General features: G+C 63.1%; 15 protein-coding genes. 7 read left to right on the top strand and 8 right to left on the bottom strand.

Features of this window, described 5'->3' with window-relative positions; all coding sequences use genetic code 11:
• Positions 1-77: 77 nt before the first annotated feature.
• The 3 genes from trmA to M1D87_RS22420 all read right to left on the bottom strand — a co-directional run bounded on the left by trmA (position 78) and on the right by M1D87_RS22420 (position 3,956).
• Entirely contained in the window at positions 78-1,163 is a 1,086-nt protein-coding gene (trmA, locus tag M1D87_RS22430; protein WP_061552488.1) for a tRNA (uridine(54)-C5)-methyltransferase TrmA, read from the bottom strand.
• Positions 1,160-2,455, bottom strand: coding sequence for an NCS2 family permease (locus M1D87_RS22425; RefSeq protein ID WP_015271803.1), 1,296 nt, complete (start codon positions 2,453-2,455; stop codon positions 1,160-1,162). The genes trmA and M1D87_RS22425 overlap by 4 nt, the downstream gene beginning before the upstream one ends.
• Before the next feature lie 280 nt (positions 2,456-2,735).
• Entirely contained in the window at positions 2,736-3,956 is a 1,221-nt protein-coding gene (locus M1D87_RS22420; protein ID WP_013974221.1) for an MFS transporter, read from the bottom strand.
• 344 nt (positions 3,957-4,300) lie between these two features.
• Between M1D87_RS22420 and M1D87_RS22415 the strand changes: the two genes are divergently transcribed.
• The 3 genes from M1D87_RS22415 to M1D87_RS22405 are packed head-to-tail and all read left to right on the top strand — an operon-like array spanning position 4,301 to position 6,913.
• Complete coding sequence (locus M1D87_RS22415; RefSeq protein ID WP_123085750.1) at positions 4,301-5,737, top strand: cytochrome ubiquinol oxidase subunit I; 1,437 nt, start codon at positions 4,301-4,303, stop codon at positions 5,735-5,737.
• A 3-nt stretch (positions 5,738-5,740) separates the two neighbouring features.
• Positions 5,741-6,748 (top strand): cytochrome d ubiquinol oxidase subunit II, encoded by a 1,008-nt coding sequence (cydB, locus tag M1D87_RS22410; protein WP_013974219.1) that lies wholly within the window; start codon positions 5,741-5,743, stop codon positions 6,746-6,748.
• 9 nt (positions 6,749-6,757) lie between these two features.
• Positions 6,758-6,913 carry a DUF2474 domain-containing protein gene (locus M1D87_RS22405; RefSeq protein ID WP_013974218.1) on the top strand — a complete coding sequence of 52 codons (156 nt, stop codon included), beginning with the start codon at positions 6,758-6,760 and terminating at the stop codon, positions 6,911-6,913.
• Between the two features lie 131 nt (positions 6,914-7,044).
• Here the strand turns inward: M1D87_RS22405 and M1D87_RS22400 are convergent, their stop codons facing one another.
• Entirely contained in the window at positions 7,045-8,169 is a 1,125-nt protein-coding gene (locus M1D87_RS22400; protein ID WP_123085749.1) for a methyltransferase, read from the bottom strand.
• A 96-nt stretch (positions 8,170-8,265) separates the two neighbouring features.
• Positions 8,266-8,973: an autoinducer binding domain-containing protein gene (locus M1D87_RS22395; RefSeq protein WP_039613046.1), complete on the bottom strand. Its 708-nt coding sequence runs from the start codon at positions 8,971-8,973 to the stop codon at positions 8,266-8,268.
• A gap of 211 nt (positions 8,974-9,184) precedes the next feature.
• On the opposite strand from M1D87_RS22395, the gene M1D87_RS22390 reads away from it, so the two are divergent.
• On the top strand, positions 9,185-9,961 hold the full coding sequence (locus M1D87_RS22390) for a ferredoxin--NADP reductase (RefSeq protein ID WP_023661108.1): 777 nt from the start codon (positions 9,185-9,187) through the stop codon (positions 9,959-9,961).
• A gap of 34 nt (positions 9,962-9,995) precedes the next feature.
• On the opposite strand, the gene mscL is transcribed toward M1D87_RS22390, so the two are convergent.
• The gene (mscL, locus tag M1D87_RS22385) at positions 9,996-10,415 is read right to left on the bottom strand and encodes a large-conductance mechanosensitive channel protein MscL (RefSeq protein WP_003258332.1); all 420 of its coding nucleotides are present in this window, start codon (positions 10,413-10,415) and stop codon (positions 9,996-9,998) included.
• A gap of 176 nt (positions 10,416-10,591) precedes the next feature.
• Between mscL and radA the strand changes: the two genes are divergently transcribed.
• Complete coding sequence (radA, locus tag M1D87_RS22380; protein ID WP_003251626.1) at positions 10,592-11,962, top strand: DNA repair protein RadA; 1,371 nt, start codon at positions 10,592-10,594, stop codon at positions 11,960-11,962.
• 176 nt (positions 11,963-12,138) lie between these two features.
• Here the strand turns inward: radA and M1D87_RS22375 are convergent, their stop codons facing one another.
• The gene (locus M1D87_RS22375; protein ID WP_013974213.1) at positions 12,139-13,656 is read right to left on the bottom strand and encodes a nucleobase:cation symporter-2 family protein; all 1,518 of its coding nucleotides are present in this window, start codon (positions 13,654-13,656) and stop codon (positions 12,139-12,141) included.
• Positions 13,657-13,919: 263 nt separating this feature from the next.
• Complete coding sequence (locus M1D87_RS22370; protein WP_003258337.1) at positions 13,920-14,282, bottom strand: PilZ domain-containing protein; 363 nt, start codon at positions 14,280-14,282, stop codon at positions 13,920-13,922.
• Positions 14,283-14,460: 178 nt separating this feature from the next.
• Here M1D87_RS22370 and M1D87_RS22365 point away from each other — a divergent pair, with 178 nt between their 5' ends.
• Together M1D87_RS22365 and M1D87_RS22360 are read left to right on the top strand one after the other, a co-directional pair.
• Positions 14,461-16,527: a carbon starvation CstA family protein gene (locus M1D87_RS22365; protein ID WP_024087740.1), complete on the top strand. Its 2,067-nt coding sequence runs from the start codon at positions 14,461-14,463 to the stop codon at positions 16,525-16,527.
• A 13-nt stretch (positions 16,528-16,540) separates the two neighbouring features.
• Positions 16,541-16,738 (top strand): YbdD/YjiX family protein, encoded by a 198-nt coding sequence (locus tag M1D87_RS22360; protein WP_013974210.1) that lies wholly within the window; start codon positions 16,541-16,543, stop codon positions 16,736-16,738.
• Positions 16,739-16,904: the final 166 nt, after the last annotated feature.

Raw genomic sequence — 16,904 nt, 5'->3', positions numbered from 1 at the left:
TACAGGGAATCGCGTTCCTCCTGTAGGAGCGGCCTTGTGTCGCGATGGGCTGCAAAGCAGCCCCGGCGATCTGAAGGTCAGCGCCGAACCAGCAAAACCCCACTCTCCATATGGTGGGTATACGGGAACTGGTCAAACAACGCACACCGCTCGATGCGGTGAGTGTCCTGCAACTGGGCAATGTTCGCCGCCAGCGTCTCCGGGTTGCACGAGATGTACAGGATCCGCTCGAAACGCCGGGTCAGCTCGCAGGTGTCCGGATCCATCCCCGCCCGTGGCGGGTCGACGAACACCGTACCGAACTCGTAGCTCTTGAGGTCGATGCCTTCCAGCCGGCGGAACGGCCGCACCTCATTCAGCGCCTGGGTCAGCTCTTCTGCCGACAGGCGCACCAGCCGCACGTTATCCACAGCGTTCTCGTCAAGGTTGCTCAGCGCGGCATTGACCGAGGTCTTGCTGATTTCGGTGGCCAGCACCTGGCGCACGCGGGTGGCCAGCGGCAGGGTGAAGTTGCCGTTGCCGCAGTACAGCTCCAGCAGGTCATCGTCGCGCTCGCCGATAGCCTCGAAGGCCCAGCTCAGCATCTTCTGGTTCACCGCGCCGTTGGGCTGGGTGAACGCGCCTTCCGGCTGGCGGTAGCTGAACACACGGCCAGCGACTTCGAGGTTTTCCACCGCGTAGTCACGGCCGATGACCAGGCGCTTGCCCTTGGAGCGGCCGATAATACTGACGCCCAGGTCTTCGGCCAGCTGCCGTGCGGCCGTTTCCCATGCTTCGTCCAGCGGGCGGTGGTAGCACAGGGTGACCATGGCATCGCCAGCCAGGGTGGTAAGGAACTCCACCTGGAACAGGCGGTTGCCCAATTCCTCGCTGGCCTGCCAGGCCGCCTTCAGGCGCGGCATCAGTGCATTGATGCGCTGGCTGGCGATAGGGAAGTCATCGATCAGGATCGCCTTGTGCTTCTCGCCCGGGGCGAACATGGCGTAGTGGCGCTGGCCATCCTCGCGCCACAGGCGGAATTCGGCGCGCAAGCGGTAATGCTCGCGCGGCGAGTCGAAAACAGCCGGCTCCGGCGCGCCGAACGGCGCCAGCAGCTCGCGCAGCCGGGCCACCTTGGCGTCCAGCTGGGTGGTGTAGGAGGAGGGGTCGAAAGCAGCACTCATGCGTTGAACCAGCCCAGCTTGATGACGAACAGGATGGAAAGGATCACCAGGGCCGGGTTCAGGTCGCGGTGGCGGCCGGAGATCAGCTTGACGGCGGTCCAGGAAATGAAGCCGAAGGCGATGCCGTTGGCGATCGAGTAGGTCAGCGGCATGGCCAGGGCGGTCACCACCACCGGTGCGGCTTCGGTGACGTCGTCCCAGTTTATTTCTGCCAGGCCCGAGGCCATCAGCACCGCGACGAACAGCAGCGCCGGGGCGGTGGCGAAGGCCGGCACGCTACCGGCCAGCGGGGCGAAGAACAGCGCCAGCAGGAACAGCACGGCGACCACGATGGCGGTCAGGCCGGTGCGGCCACCGGCGCTCACGCCCGCGGCGGATTCGATGTAGCTGGTAGTGGTCGAGGTGCCCAGCAGGGAACCGGCCATGGCGGCGGTACTGTCGGCGATCAGGGCACGGCCCATTTTCGGCATGTGGCCGTCCTTGCCCATCAGCCCGGCGCGCTTGGCCACACCGATCAGGGTGCCGGAGTTGTCGAACAAGTCGACGAACAGGAAGGCGAAGATCACGCTGACCAGGCCCACGTCCAGCGCGCCGGCGATGTCCAGCTGCAGGAAGGTCGGGGCCAGCGAAGGCGGCATGGAGACCACGCCGCCGAAGGGCGTCACGCCCATCAGGATCGAGGCGATGGTTACGGCGAGAATGCCGATCAGCACGGCGCCGCGCACTTTCAGCGACTCAAGGCCGACGATCAGGAAGAAGCCCAGGGTGGCGAGGATCGGTGCCGGCTGCTTGAGGTCGCCCAGGCCCACCAGGGTGGCTGGGTTATCGACGACGATGCCTGCGTTATGCAGGGCGATCAGCGCCAGGAACAGGCCGATACCCGCGGCAATGGCCGAACGCAGCGGCAGTGGGATGCTGTTCACGATCCATTCGCGGATGCGGAAGATCGACAGCAGGAAGAACATCACCGCCGACAGGAACACCGCACCCAGTGCCACCTGCCAGGTGTGGCCCATGTGCAGGACCACGGTGTAGGTGAAGAACGCGTTCAGGCCCATGCCCGGCGCCAGGGCGATCGGGTAGTTGGCGATCAGGCCCATGGTCACCGAGCCGATGGCCGCGGCCAGGCAGGTGGCGACGAAGATCGCGCCCTTGTCCATGCCGGTCTCGCCGAGGATGCTCGGGTTGACGAACAGGATGTAGGCCATGGCCAGGAAGGTGGTGACGCCCGCGAGAATCTCGGTGCGCACATTGGTGTTGTGTGCTTTTAGTTGAAACAGCCTTTCCAGCATGCCCGCTCCCCAAGGCGCCCCCGGCGCCATGAATATATCGACCCCATCAGCAAAGCACAGACCGTACCGGTTGCCGTGGTTTTGTGTGGGGCGGAAAAAAGCCGCGCATCATACCAGCATGCTCGGCGGGGGCCTATGGCCGTTGGGGAATGGTCATTTTTTCCCTGTGCCGGCCTCTTCGCGGGTGAACCCGCTCCCACAGGTACTCCACCAGGGCTGAAGGCGGCGCGGTCCTTGTGGGAGCGGGTTTACCCGCGAAAGGGCCGGTACAGGCTACAGATCAACCATTATGCAACCGGTCCCGCTTGGCCAGTGTCGGGAACAGCTTTATCCACACCCCGGTCACCACCAACGTACCCACCCCACCCAGCACCACAGCCGGCACTGTGCCAAACCAGTGCGCGGTCACCCCAGATTCGAACTCGCCGAGCTGATTCGAGGCACCAATGAACAAACCGTTCACCGCACTCACCCGCCCGCGCATTTCATCCGGCGTCTCCAACTGCACGAAAGCGCCGCGGATGACCATGCTGATCATGTCCGCCGCGCCCAGCACCACCAGTACTGCCAGCGAGAACCAGAACGAGGTCGACAGGCCGAAGGCAATGGTCGCCACGCCGAACACGCCCACTGCCGTGAACATGGTCCGCCCCACATTGCGCTCGAACGGGAAGCGCGCCAGCCACAGCGACATCAGCAACGCCCCCACCGCTGGCGCCGAGCGCAGCAGGCCGAGGCCCAGCGGGCCAGTGAGCAGGATGTCCTTGGCGAACACCGGCAGCAGCGCGGTGGCCCCACCCAGCAGTACGGCGAACAGGTCCAGCGAGATGGCGCCGAGGATGTCGGGCCGGCTGCGGATGAAGCGGATGCCGGCCAGCAACGATTCGATGCTGGCGCGCCCGCGCTGGGCCACCTGGCCGCGTGCCTGCAGGCTCAGGGTCAGCACGCAGGCGATGGCGTAAAGGGCCACGGTGGGGCCGTATACCCAGATGCTGCCGAAGGCATACAGGAAGCCGCCTACCGCCGGCGCCACGATGGTTGCCGATTGGGTGGCCGATGCCGAAGCCGCCACCGCGCGTGGGAAGAGCCCGGCTGGTACCACGTTGGGCAGCAGCGCCTGGGTCGCCGGCATTTCGAACGAACGCGTGGCACCGAGCAGGAAGGCAAGAGCGAAGATCAGCTCGCGGGTAACGTTGTCGGTGGCACTGCCCAGCGCCAATGCCAGGGCTATCAGTCCCTGCAGGCTCTGGCACAGCGCAGCGACCTTGCGCCGGTCATAGCGGTCGGCGACATGCCCGGTATGCAGCATGAACAGCACCCGTGGGGCGAACTCGACCAGGCCGACCAAGCCCAGGTCCAGCACATTGCCGGTCAGCTGGTAGAGGTGCCAGCCAATTGCCACGGTGAGCATCTGGAAGCCGCTGGCGGTGAACACGCGGGCCAGCCAGAAGGCCAGGAAAGGGCGGTGGTGACGCAACAACTGCGGTTCGGAATCGGACATCGGAAACCAGGGGCCTCGGCGCAGTAGAGGGGGGCGCAGCGTATCATCTGTTTGTAACAAACGGTTACTGTTTGCTGGGGTCGGCACTTTTTCATGCGGCGTGGAAGGGGGTGGGGCAACCGGTCACGCGGCAATCAACCACACGGCCCGGCGGGCCATTCAGGACTATGCTTCCTAGCAATCGTTGATCTGGGTCAATCGTTCCAGATGTAACGATCGGGCCCTTGGGCCGAAATCCCTGCGATCGAACAGAACAATTCCAACGCGCCGCACTCGACTACCGTGGGGGCAGTGGGCGACGGGGCCAGCGGCCCGGACGCCGGATTATCTGAAGAGGAAGCACCATGTTCGGAATAGAGGCCTTAGAGCTCGCCCGAATGCAGTTTGCCTTTACCGTGTCGTTCCATATCCTGTTCCCGGCCATCACCATTGGCCTGGCGAGCTACCTGGCAGTCCTCGAAGGCCTCTGGCTGCGGACCAACAACCAGGTCTACCGTGACCTCTATCACTTCTGGTCGAAAATCTTCGCCGTCAACTTCGGCATGGGGGTGGTCTCCGGCCTGGTCATGGCCTACCAGTTCGGTACCAACTGGAGTCGTTTCTCAGACTTCGCCGGCGCTATCACCGGCCCGCTGCTCACCTACGAGGTATTGACCGCGTTCTTCCTCGAGGCTGGCTTCCTGGGGGTCATGCTGTTTGGCTGGAACCGTGTCGGCCGTGGCCTGCACTTCTTCTCCACGGTGATGGTGGCGCTCGGCACCTTGGTCTCGACCTTCTGGATCCTCGCCTCCAACAGTTGGATGCAGACCCCGCAAGGTCACGAGATCATCGATGGCCGGGTTGTGCCGGTGGACTGGCTGGCAGTGGTATTCAACCCCTCGTTCCCCTACCGCCTGATGCACATGGCCACTGCCGCATTCGTTTCCACCGCGTTCTTCGTCGGTGCCTCGGCGGCCTGGCACCTGCTGCGCGGGCGTGACAACCCGGCCGTGCGCAAGATGCTGTCGATGGCCATGTGGATGGCGCTGATCGTCGCCCCGATCCAGGCGGTGATCGGTGACTTCCATGGCCTGAACACCCTCAAGCACCAGCCGGTGAAAATTGCCGCGATCGAAGGCCACTGGGAGAACGTGCCCGGCGAGCCGACCCCGCTGATCTTGTTCGGCATCCCCGACATGCAGGCCGAAACTACCCGCTTCAAGCTCGAGATCCCGGCACTCGGCAGCCTGATCCTGACCCACAGCCTGGACAAGCAGGTGCCGGCAATGAAGGAGTTTCCCCCCGAAGACCGGCCCAACTCGACCATCGTCTTCTGGTCGTTCCGGATCATGGTCGGGCTGGGTTTCCTGATGATCTTCGTCGGCCTGTGGAGCCTCTGGCTGCGCAAGCGCGGCACGCTCTACACCTCGCGGCCGTTCCTGTACATGGCCCTGTGGATGGGCCCTTCCGGGCTGATCGCGCTGCTGGCCGGCTGGTTCACCACCGAAATCGGCCGCCAGCCCTGGGTGGTGTATGGCCTGATGCGCACGGCAGACGGTGTGTCCAACCACAGTTACGCCCAGCTCGGCTTCACCTTGGTGGCCTTCGTGGTGGTGTACTTCGCCCTGTTCGGCACCGGCCTTGGCTACATGATGCGCCTGGTGCGCAAAGGGCCGCGGACCGGTGAGGGTGACGAGCACAACCCTGGTGGCCCTGGCACCAAACGCACGCCGGCGCGACCGCTGTCCGCCGCCGATGATGGCCGAGAGGCCAACTCCGCCAGCCTGAGCAAGGGGAACTGAGCCATGGGTATCGACCTTCCGCTGATCTGGGCCGTGATCATCATCTTCGGCGTCATGATGTACGTGGTGATGGATGGTTTCGACCTGGGGATCGGCATGCTCTTCCCGTTCGTCAAGGGCGAGCATGACCGTGATGTGATGATGAACACCGTCGCCCCCGTTTGGGACGGTAACGAGACCTGGCTGGTGCTGGGCGGTGCCGGGCTGTTCGGGGCGTTCCCGATGGCTTACTCGGTAGTGCTGGAGGCCCTGTACCTGCCATTGATCCTGATGCTGATCGGTCTGATCTTCCGCGGCGTGGCCTTCGAGTTCCGCTTCAAGGCCAAGGCCGACAAGCGCCACATCTGGGACAAGGCGTTCATCTGGGGCTCGTTGATCGCCACCTTCTTCCAGGGCGTGGCGCTGGGTGCGTTCCTCGAAGGTTTCAAGGTGGTCGACCGGCATTTCGCCGGTGGCACCCTTGACTGGCTGACCCCGTTCAGCCTGTTCTGCGGCCTGGGGCTGATCGTTGCCTATACCCTGCTGGGCTGCACCTGGCTGATCATGAAGACCGAAGGGTCGCTGCAGCAGAAGATGCACGACATTGCCCGGCCGCTGGCGCTGGTGCTGCTGGTGGTGATCGGCATCGTCAGCCTGTGGACACCGATCGCCTACCCGCAGATCGCCGAGCGCTGGTTCAGCATGCCTAACCTGGTCTGGTTCATGCCGGTGCCGATCCTGGTGCTGGTAACATTCTACGGGTTGCTCAAGGCGGTGGCGCGCAATGCGCACTACACGCCGTTTTTGCTGACGCTGGTGCTGATCTTCCTCGGCTACAGCGGCCTGGGCATCAGCCTGTGGCCGAACATCATCCCGCCGTCGATCTCGATCTGGGATGCCGCGGCGCCACCGCAGAGCCAGGGCTTCATGCTGGTGGGCACACTGTTCATCCTGCCGTTCATCCTCATGTATACCTTCTGGAGCTACTACGTGTTCCGCGGCAAGGTGACCCATGAAGACGGCTATCACTAGGAGGGCTGCATGATGACCGGCAAGCCTGGCTTGGAGGAGAAGAAACCCCTGTGGCAGCGGTTGGGCTGGCTGCTGCTGATCTGGGCGATGAGTGTGGCGGCCCTGGGCGTGGCGGCCTACGTGATGCGTTTGTTCATGGGGGCGGCGGGGCTGACCACCCATTGAACCAGTTGGGGCGCTTTGCGCCCCTTTCGCGACACAAGGCCGCTCCTACAGGGACCGCGATCATTCGGATTGTCGCGTCTCGCTGTAGGAGCGGCCTTGTGTCGCGATGGGCTGCAAAGCAGCCCCAATGCCTATTTACGAGCTTTAAGGATGACGAACTTGGGCGTTGCCGCCACCTGCTCCACCCCCCGGAACAACCGCGCCAGCTTGCTGTGATAGCCCAGGTGCCGGTTACCCACGATATACATCGCCCCACCCACCACCAACGCTTCACGCGCCTGCTGGAACATGCGCCAGGCGAGGAAATCGCCCACCACCTGCTGCTGGTGGAACGGCGGGTTGCACAGCACCACGTCCAGCGACTGCTTCTCTACCCCCGCCAACCCATCGGCTGCCTCGAACACCGCCGGGCGCTCGCCCAGCGCGGCCTGCCAGTTCTCCCGCGCCGATTGCACCGCCATGTACGACTCGTCGACCAGGGTGTATTGGGCATCCGGGTTGGCCAGGGCGCTGGCTATCGCCAGCACGCCGTTGCCGCAGCCCAGGTCCGCCACTCGCGCGCGGCCTAGTTCGCGGGGCAGGTGCGGCAGGAACGCCCGCGTGCCGATATCCAGCCCCTCCCGGCAAAACACGTTGGCGTGGTTGAGCAGCTCCAGCGCCGGCGCGTCGAGGCGGTAGCGGCTAGGGTAGGGCGAGCGGGCGACCGGCCGTTCGGCCACCGTCGCGGTCAGCAAACGGGCCTTTTTCTGCGCCAGCGAGGCCTGCACCGGGCCGATGTACTTCTCCATCAGGTCTCCGGCCGCCCGTGGCAGGTGTTTTATCATCGCCCCGGCAATCACCTGCGCACCGGGTGCCAGGTGGCCCTGCAGGCGGATCAGCTGTTCTTCGAGCAGGGCCAGGGTCTTGGGCACGCGCACCAGTACCCGGTCGAACGGGCCTTGCCAATGTTCGCTGGCCGGCACGAACGGCACGCTGTCGAACGGCAGGCCATTGCGTGCCAGGTTCTTTTCCAGGGCCAGGTGCGCCAGGTGCGAATCGCCACTGCTGACCACCTGCAGCTTGCCTGCCAGGCTGGCGGCCAGGGCGCCGAAGCTGTCATTGAGCACCAGCACCCGGCAGTTGGCCTCGGGTGCCTGCTCGTGCAGCTGCGCAAGCAGGTACTCGTCGGCGGCATCGAAAGCCTGCAGCGGGTCGTTGGCCTGTTCCGGCTGGCGGATCAGGTCGAGTTCGGCGTATGGGGTGGTCAACAGGGGCATGGCGTCTGGCTCGGGTATGAAACTGCCCGTTGCGGTTCGCCCCGGGCTTTGCCGGGCGATTCTACAGGGCTTTGCCCAAGGTCGCAGGTTTCGAGCTCAGAGCCAGCCACGCAGGGCGGCGATGGCGATGGCGCCGGCCTTGTTGGCGGCGTTGGTCTTGGTGATAACGCTACGAATATGGAAGTTCACCGTGCTTTGCGACAGTGAAAGGATGCAGGCAACGTCTGCGGCGGTCTTGCCGGCGGCGGACCATTTCAGCACTTCCAGCTCCCGCTCGCTCATTTTCGGCTGTGGCGGGCACAGTGCTTTGAGGTGATGTTCGCCAAGCACCGCATGCAGCGTATGGCACAGCCACTGCACATTGCCGGCCTTGCTGTAGAGTTCGACCGTATCGATGGCCCCGGCGGGCCTGGCCACACTGATCTGGCTTTCGTTGTGCCGCTGGTCGTGCAATGACTGTGTCCAACCATAGCGCAGACCGCTCCGGCAGGCCGCTTCACGAAACTGCGGAGCCTCGTGATACAGGTCATCAGTCCACAGCACCGGCATGGTCGAGCTGTGGCTCACATTGGCGGCCGCGTCCTGCTTGTAGAACTCATCGCGCTGGTAGCGCTCGATCCATTCGCGGGGGTAATTGCTGTACAGGAACAGGTGGGGTGTTTGCGTCGCGATCTGGATGCGAATGTTCAGTCCCAGGTACTCCATGTCCAGGTCCTGCGCCAGATGCACGGCGATGTCGAACAACTTCTTTGGACAGCGTTCGTCGATGAACAAATGAAGATGCTCGGGTTTCCAGTTAAGCATCTGAAATACTCCTTGCCTCAGGATCCAGTCCGTTTGGGTACCCGCATGATTGTAGGAAAGGACCTACCGATTCGCTGAGAATTTTTTGTTATAGCAGTCAGGATTTGCTGCGAGTAAGACAGGATCGTCGCAGATGAGGCCCTACAAAGCAGTGGTTTTTATCCGCGTCACTTTGCGCGACACTGTGCGCACGCCAAACCTGGAGCCCGATATGACCGCTAGCGCTGAAAAGTTCACCCGCCAGACCCTGCTCGATGTTCAGCCACTCACGCCGAACCTCTTCAGCCTGCGGGTTACGCGCGATGCGGGGTTCCGCTTCCGTTCCGGCCAGTTTGCCCGTCTTGGCGTGACCAAGGCCGATGGTAGTGTGGTGTGGCGCGCCTATTCCATGGTCAGCGCGCCCCATGACGAGCACCTCGATTTTTTCTCCATCGTGGTGCCAGGCGGGGAGTTCACCAGCGAACTGAGCCGGCTGGGGGCAGGCGATACCCTGCTGATCGATCGCCAGGCCTTCGGCTTCCTTACCCTCGACCGCTTCGTTGGTGGCCGTGACCTGTGGTTGCTGGCGACCGGTACTGGCATTGCGCCGTTCATGTCGATCCTGCAGGACTTCGAGGCCTGGGAGCGTTTCGACAACATCAAGCTTGTGTACTCGGTGCGCGAAGCGAAAGAGCTGGCCTATGTGGACGACATTGCCGGGCTGGAGCAGCGCGATTACCTGGCTGAATTCGCCGGCAAGTTGCAGTTCATTCCGGTGGTGACCCGTGAACAGCACCCAGGGGCGTTGAACCAGCGGATTACCACGCTGATCGAGAATGGCGAGCTTGAGAAGGCGGCGGGGCTGGAACTGTCGCCGGAACATTCGCGGGTGATGCTGTGTGGCAACCCGGAGATGATTGATGAGACGCGCAAGGTACTGAAGGCGCGCGACCTGCAATTGAGCCTGAGCAAGCGGCCGGGGCAGGTGGCGGTAGAGAATTACTGGTAAGGCTAATGGGGCCGCAAAGCGGCCCCCCGCAAATTCAAGGCAAGCGGTTCTGGTTCTGCGCCTTGAGCAGGTCGCGAATCTCGGTCAGCAAGGTCTCTTCTGCAGTCGGTACAGGCGGTGTAGTCGGCGCCACCGCCTCTTCACGCTTGAGCTGGTTGATCGCCTTGACTCCCATGAAGATGGCAAAGGCCACGATGACGAAGTCGATCACGGTCTGGATGAACTTGCCATACGCCAGCACCACCGCCGGAACGTCACCTTCGGCAGCCTTCAGGGTAATTGCCAGGTCGCTGAAGTCCACACCACCGATCAACAGGCCCAGTGGCGGCATGACCACGTCACCGACGAAAGACGAGACGATCTTGCCGAAGGCCGCGCCGATGATGATACCAACCGCCATGTCGACGACATTGCCTTTGACCGCGAAGGCCTTGAACTCACTGATCATGCCCATGTTTGGTTCCTTGTAACAAAAGGTGAGGTTTACGCAGTGTAAGCCACTTAAACGCTTCATGCGTTGTGTTCAGGGCCACAGACCGCTGTTAGAACGAATAGTTTTGTCGCATCCCGAGGCGTTCGAGGCACGTCCAGCTCGGCTATCATGGCGGTTTTTTCCAGGAGACCCCAGCCATGGCCAAGGCCAAGCGCTTGTATGGCTGCACCGAGTGCGGTGCGACCTTCCCCAAATGGGCCGGCCAGTGTGGCGAATGCGGGGCCTGGAACACCCTGGTCGAGACCATGATCGAAAGCGGTGGTGCCGCTGCGCCCAGTAGCGGCCGTGCTGGCTGGACCGGGCAGCAGGCGCAGATCAAGACCCTGGCCGAAGTCAGCGTCGAGGAGATCCCGCGCTTCACCACCAGCAGCACCGAACTGGACCGCGTGTTGGGCGGTGGCCTGGTGGATGGCTCGGTGGTGTTGATCGGTGGTGACCCCGGCATCGGCAAATCGACCATCCTGCTGCAGACCTTGTGCAACATTGCGGTGGGCATGCCGGCGCTGTATGTCACCGGCGAGGAGTCGCAGCAGCAGGTGGCCATGCGCTCCCGGCGCCTGGGCCTGCCCCAGGACCAGCTCAAGGTGATGACCGAAACCTGCATCGAGACCATCATCGCCACGGCCCGCGTCGAAAAACCGCGGGTCATGGTGATCGACTCGATCCAGACCATTTTCACCGAGCAGCTGCAATCGGCACCCGGCGGTGTGGCCCAGGTGCGCGAAAGTACGGCGTTGCTGGTGCGCTACGCCAAGCAGAGCGGCACGGCGATCTTCCTGGTCGGCCACGTGACCAAGGAAGGCTCGCTGGCCGGCCCGCGGGTACTCGAGCACATGGTCGATACCGTGTTGTATTTCGAGGGCGAGTCCGATGGCCGCCTGCGCCTGCTGCGGGCAGTCAAGAACCGCTTTGGCGCGGTCAACGAGCTGGGTGTGTTCGGCATGACCGACCGGGGCCTGAAGGAAGTGTCCAACCCCTCGGCGATCTTCCTCAACCGCACCCAGGAGGAAGTACCGGGCAGCGTGGTGATGGCCACCTGGGAAGGCACCCGGCCAATGCTGGTGGAGGTGCAGGCACTGGTCGACGACAGCCACCTGGCCAACCCGCGCCGCGTGACCTTGGGCCTTGACCAGAACCGCCTGGCCATGTTGCTGGCGGTGCTGCACCGCCACGGCGGTATTCCCACCCATGACCAGGACGTGTTCCTCAACGTGGTGGGCGGGGTGAAGGTGCTGGAAACCGCTTCTGACCTGGCGTTGCTGGCGGCGGTGATGTCCAGCCTGCGCAACCGGCCTCTGGCCCATGGCCTGCTGGTGTTTGGCGAGATCGGCCTGTCTGGCGAGGTACGGCCGGTGCCCAGTGGTCAGGAGCGTTTGAAGGAGGCCGCCAAGCATGGTTTCAAGCGGGCCATCGTGCCCAAGGGCAATGCGCCGAAAGAGGCTCCGGCCGGGTTGCAGGTGATTGCCGTTACCCGGCTGGAGCAGGCTCTGGATGCGCTGTTCGAATAGTTTGTCGCCTGTACCGGCCTCTTCGCGGGTAAACCCGCTCCTACAGGTACCGCATCAGCTTCAGGATTGCGCAAACCCTGTGGGAGCGGGTTTACCCGCGAAAGGGCCGGCACAGGCAAAACGAAAAAGGGGCCGACGATGCGCATCGGCCCCCCACCTCACCGCTCAGTCAGCGGTCAATGCTCGGCAACCGCACTGCGCCTGACCGTTTCATTGCCATGCTCGTCCAGTTCCAGCATCGGCACCTCATTACCCTCGGCATCGAACAGCTTGCCATCCTTGAAGTAGTCGCCATCACGCAGCGCTGAAATGTCCGAGTACTGGATGGTGCGCTCGTACGCGGCGGCAAACACCGACTGCTGGTCCGAGTTGCCGGCGGTGAAGTGGTTGAAGATCAGGTTCAGCAGGATGGCCATGATCGCCGCCGAGCTGATGCCCGAGTGGAAGATGGTCTCGAACCAGTTCGGGAAGTGGTGGTAGAAGGTCGGTGCGGCAATCGGGATCATGCCGAAGCCCAGCGAGGCAGCGACGATGATCAGGTTGACGTTGTTCTTGTAGCTGACCTTGGACAAGGTGCGGATACCGCTGGCTGCCACGGTGCCGAATAGCACGATGCCCGCGCCACCCAGTACCGGAGTAGGGACTGCGGCAATCACCCGGCCCATGATCGGCAGCAGGCCGAGCACCACCAGGATCAAGCCACCGGTGGCCACCACGTAGCGGCTCTTGACCCCGGTCACGGCTACCAGGCCGACGTTCTGGGCGAACGCGCTCTGGGTGAACGAGCCGAAGATTGGCGCCAGGATGCTCGATGCCATGTCGGCGCGCAGGCCATTGCCCAGGCGTTTGGAGTCGACCTTGGTGTCGATGATCTCACCCACGGCGAGGATGTCGGCCGAGGTTTCCACCAAGGTCACCATGATCACGATGCACATCGACAGGATCGCGGCGATGTGGAATTCCGGCATGCCGAAATGGAACGGCGTGGGGAAGGCGAACATCGGGCCCTCGGTCACTTTGCTGAAGTCGGCCATGCCCAGCGCCCAGGCGATCAGGGTGCCGACCACCATGGCCAGCAGGATCGACAGGCGCGAAATCGCCGCGCTGCCCAGCTTGCTCAGCAGCAGCACGATGGCGAAGGTCAGGGCCGCCAGGCCGATGTTGGCCACGCTGCCGAATTCCGGCGAGGCGCTGTTGCCACCCATCACCCAGCGAGCGGCCACGGGCATCAGGGTCAGGCCGATGGTGGTGATGACGATGCCGGTCACCAGCGGCGGGAAGAACTTGGTGATGCGCGAGAACACCGGGGTGATCAGAAAGCCGATCAGCGATGCTGCCATGACCGCACCGAGCACGCCCGGCAGGCCACCGCCGCCCTCGCTGCTGAGGATTGCACCCATGGTTGCCACACCGGCGAACGAAACACCCTGCACCAGCGGCAACTGGCAGCCGAAGAACGGCAGACCGAGGGTTTGCAGCAGGGTGGCCAGGCCACCGGCAAACAACGAAGCGGCGATCAGCATGCCGATTTCGGCACCGTTCAGGCCCGCGGCCTGCCCCAGGATCAGGGGTACCGCGACGATCCCCCCGTACATGGTCAGCACATGCTGCAGACCATAGGCCAGGTTGGCACCAAGGCCGAGGTTTTCATCCTCGGGGCGCTTGGCGGGAGACGTGCTAGGGGACGTAGTCATGGAGCAGGCTCTCTGTTTATTGTTGTGGTGCTACTGTAGACACTTCCTACAAATGATTGCCACAAGAATTGTATACAATATTTTGATCGGAGCGCGCACAAGAGCGCCCGCAAGGTGTGCGAGAGCTCAATGCAGAAGGCATACCAACTTGTCAGAGGCTGTGCTAGAGGGGTGTGTACAAAACGCTGCTACCCAGGCTTAAAGCTGTCTGGGTAGACAGGAAACAAAAGGAGGGGAAGCGATTAGCTAGCTAAGAGATTTCATTATTCGATCAGTTCGCGCAGTTCACGCATCATTTCGGTGCTGTCGGCCACGTTCAATTCCACAAGACGGTGCAGATGAGTCATCGACTCGACGTCGATGTACAGGCAGATGAAACCCAGGCGGTCTGGTTCCTCATGGCGCAGTTCAACCTGCATCTGCACGCGTGCATCGGGGCCCAGGTGAATGATGGCATCGAAGTCCTGGGTCAGGTCGGCATCCCAGTTGGCCGGGCGTTCGATCAGCAAACCTTTGAGTGAAAGGTCCAGCAGCTTGGCAGGCCAGCGTTGCACGCCCTGGCGCAGTTCGGTTGGGGCGTCGAAGTCGATGCGCTGGAAACGGCGGCGTTCGTCGTGATCGCTCATGGGGTAGATCCTCGCATAGGTCCTCAGGTGACATCCTGACTATAGTTAGAGTGGTATGTACATCAGGTACCGCAATCTGGCCGCAGAGGCTCTAGACCAAAGCAAGTGTGGCAATGCGCGATGACTCGCCCTAGACTCGATGGGCGGTCTTTTCCAATCCACCAGCTGGAAGCAAACCATGAACAACAATAATAGCCTGCTACGCCACATTCCGTGGCTGGCGCTGGCAGTCATAGGAGCCTGTGCGCTGGGCGTGGTTGCCCTGCGTCGCGGCGAGGCGATCAATGCCTTGTGGATCGTGGTCGCGGCAGTGGCCATCTACCTGGTCGCCTATCGTTACTACAGCCTGTTCATCGCCACCAAGGTGATGCAGCTCGACCCTCGCCGTGCCACCCCGGCGGTGCTCAACAACGACGGCCTGGACTACGTCCCGACCAACAAACACATCCTCTTCGGTCACCATTTCGCCGCCATCGCTGGCGCAGGCCCCTTGGTCGGCCCGGTACTCGCCGCGCAGATGGGCTACCTGCCCGGCACGCTGTGGCTGATCGCCGGCGTGGTGCTGGCCGGTGCGGTGCAGGACTTCATGGTCCTGTTCCTGTCCACCCGCCGCAACGGCCGCTCGCTGGGCGACATGGTGCGCGAGGAGATGGGCCGTATTCCAGGCACCATCGCGCTGTTCGGTTGCTTCCTGATCATGATCATCATCCTTGCGGTGCTGGCATTGATCGTGGTCAAGGCCCTGGCCGAAAGCCCTTGGGGCATGTTCACGGTGATGGCGACCATCCCGATCGCGATGTTCATGGGCATCTACATGCGCTACATCCGTCCGGGCCATATCGGTGAGATATCGGTCATCGGCGTGGTGCTGCTGCTGGCTTCGATCTGGCTGGGGGGCCAGATTGCCGCAGACCCGACCTGGGGCCCGGCGTTTACCTTTACCGGTGTGCAGATCACCTGGATGCTGGTGGGCTACGGTTTCGTCGCCGCGGTACTGCCTGTATGGCTGGTACTTGCGCCACGTGACTACCTTTCGACCTTCCTCAAGATCGGCACCATCGTCGGCCTGGCCATCGGTATCCTGATCATCGCGCCCGAGCTGAAGATGCCGGCGCTGACCCAGTTCACCGACGGCACTGGCCCGGTGTGGAAGGGCACCCTGTTCCCGTTCCTGTTCATCACCATTGCCTGTGGTGCGGTGTCCGGCTTCCACGCGTTGATCTCCTCGGGGACCACGCCGAAGCTGCTGGACAACGAAACCAACGCTCGCTACATCGGCTACGGCGGCATGCTGATGGAGTCGTTCGTTGCCATCATGGCCATGGTCGCCGCCTCGGTGATCGAACCAGGCGTGTACTTCGCCATGAACAGCCCGGCCGCAGTGGTCGGTGCCGATGTGGCGTCGGTGGCGCAGACGGTCAGCAGCTGGGGCTTCCTGATCACCCCTGAGCAACTCGAGGCCACTGCCCGCGACATTGGCGAGCACACCGTGCTGGCTCGTGCCGGTGGTGCGCCGACCCTGGCTGTGGGTATCGCGCAGATCCTGCACCAGGTGCTGCCGGGTGAAAACACCATGGCGTTCTGGTACCACTTCGCGATCCTGTTCGAGGCGCTGTTCATCCTCACCGCAGTGGACGCCGGCACCCGTGCCGGGCGCTTCATGCTGCAGGACCTGCTGGGCAGCTTCGTGCCGGCGCTCAAGCGCACCGAGTCGTGGACTGCCAACCTGATCGGTACTGCCGGCTGCGTGGCCCTGTGGGGCTACCTGCTGTACCAGGGCGTGATCGACCCGCTGGGTGGCATCAACACCCTGTGGCCGCTGTTCGGTATCTCCAACCAGATGCTGGCCGGTATCGCCCTGATGCTCGGCACCGTGGTGCTGATCAAGATGAAGCGTCAGCGCTACGTCTGGGTCACCCTGCTGCCGGCCGTATGGCTGCTGATCTGCACCACCACCGCCGGCCTGATCAAGCTGTTCGATCCGAACCCGGCAGTCGGCTTCCTGGCCCTGGCCAAGAAGTACAGCACCGCGCTGGACGCCGGCCAGGTACTGGCCCCGGCCAAGGACATCGGGCAGATGCAGCACGTGATCTTCAATGCCTACACCAACGCCGGCCTGACCGTGCTGTTCCTGGTGGTGGTGTTCAGCGTGCTGTTCTTCGCTGTCAAGGTCGGTTTCGCCGCCCTCGGCCGCAAGGAGCGCACCGACAAGGAAACCCCGTTCCAGGCCCTGCCTGACGCTTGAGAGGACTGCTGCGATGTTCAACGACCTGGGTCGACTGGGTAAATACCTGGGGCAGGCAGCCCGCCTGATGGTCGGCATGCCCGACTACGACAACTACGTCGAGCACATGCAGACCAAGCACCCGGACAAGCCGGTCATGACGTACGAGGAGTTCTTCCGCGAACGCCAGGAAGCGCGTTACGGCGGCAAGTCCGGGCCCAAGTGCTGCTAACGGACCGCGCTAGCCTGATCGGCTAGCGCGGTTTTTGTGGGAGCGGCCTTGTGTCGCGATAGGGCCGCAACGCGGCCCCACATTTTCAGCTTCGCCGCAGATATTGCCGGGGCCGCTTTGCGGCCCTATCGCGACACAAGGCCGCTCCCACAAGGGCTGCGGCACA

This window comes from Pseudomonas sp. SA233, from assembly GCF_054792385.1.
This window is presented reverse-complemented; position numbering and strand designations above follow the sequence as displayed.

Coding starts and splice junctions, on each gene's coding strand:
- M1D87_RS22425 (WP_015271803.1), bottom strand. CDS start 2,455: ATGCTGGAAAGGCTGTTTCAACTAAAAGCACACAACACCAATGTGCGC.
- M1D87_RS22375 (WP_013974213.1), bottom strand. CDS start 13,656: ATGACTACGTCCCCTAGCACGTCTCCCGCCAAGCGCCCCGAGGATGAA.
- cydB (WP_013974219.1), top strand. CDS start 5,741: ATGGGTATCGACCTTCCGCTGATCTGGGCCGTGATCATCATCTTCGGC.
- M1D87_RS22395 (WP_039613046.1), bottom strand. CDS start 8,973: ATGCTTAACTGGAAACCCGAGCATCTTCATTTGTTCATCGACGAACGC.
- mscL (WP_003258332.1), bottom strand. CDS start 10,415: ATGGGCATGATCAGTGAGTTCAAGGCCTTCGCGGTCAAAGGCAATGTC.
- M1D87_RS22405 (WP_013974218.1), top strand. CDS start 6,758: ATGATGACCGGCAAGCCTGGCTTGGAGGAGAAGAAACCCCTGTGGCAG.
- trmA (WP_061552488.1), bottom strand. CDS start 1,163: ATGAGTGCTGCTTTCGACCCCTCCTCCTACACCACCCAGCTGGACGCC.
- M1D87_RS22365 (WP_024087740.1), top strand. CDS start 14,461: ATGAACAACAATAATAGCCTGCTACGCCACATTCCGTGGCTGGCGCTG.
- M1D87_RS22400 (WP_123085749.1), bottom strand. CDS start 8,169: ATGCCCCTGTTGACCACCCCATACGCCGAACTCGACCTGATCCGCCAG.
- radA (WP_003251626.1), top strand. CDS start 10,592: ATGGCCAAGGCCAAGCGCTTGTATGGCTGCACCGAGTGCGGTGCGACC.
- M1D87_RS22390 (WP_023661108.1), top strand. CDS start 9,185: ATGACCGCTAGCGCTGAAAAGTTCACCCGCCAGACCCTGCTCGATGTT.
- M1D87_RS22420 (WP_013974221.1), bottom strand. CDS start 3,956: ATGTCCGATTCCGAACCGCAGTTGTTGCGTCACCACCGCCCTTTCCTG.
- M1D87_RS22360 (WP_013974210.1), top strand. CDS start 16,541: ATGTTCAACGACCTGGGTCGACTGGGTAAATACCTGGGGCAGGCAGCC.
- M1D87_RS22370 (WP_003258337.1), bottom strand. CDS start 14,282: ATGAGCGATCACGACGAACGCCGCCGTTTCCAGCGCATCGACTTCGAC.
- M1D87_RS22415 (WP_123085750.1), top strand. CDS start 4,301: ATGTTCGGAATAGAGGCCTTAGAGCTCGCCCGAATGCAGTTTGCCTTT.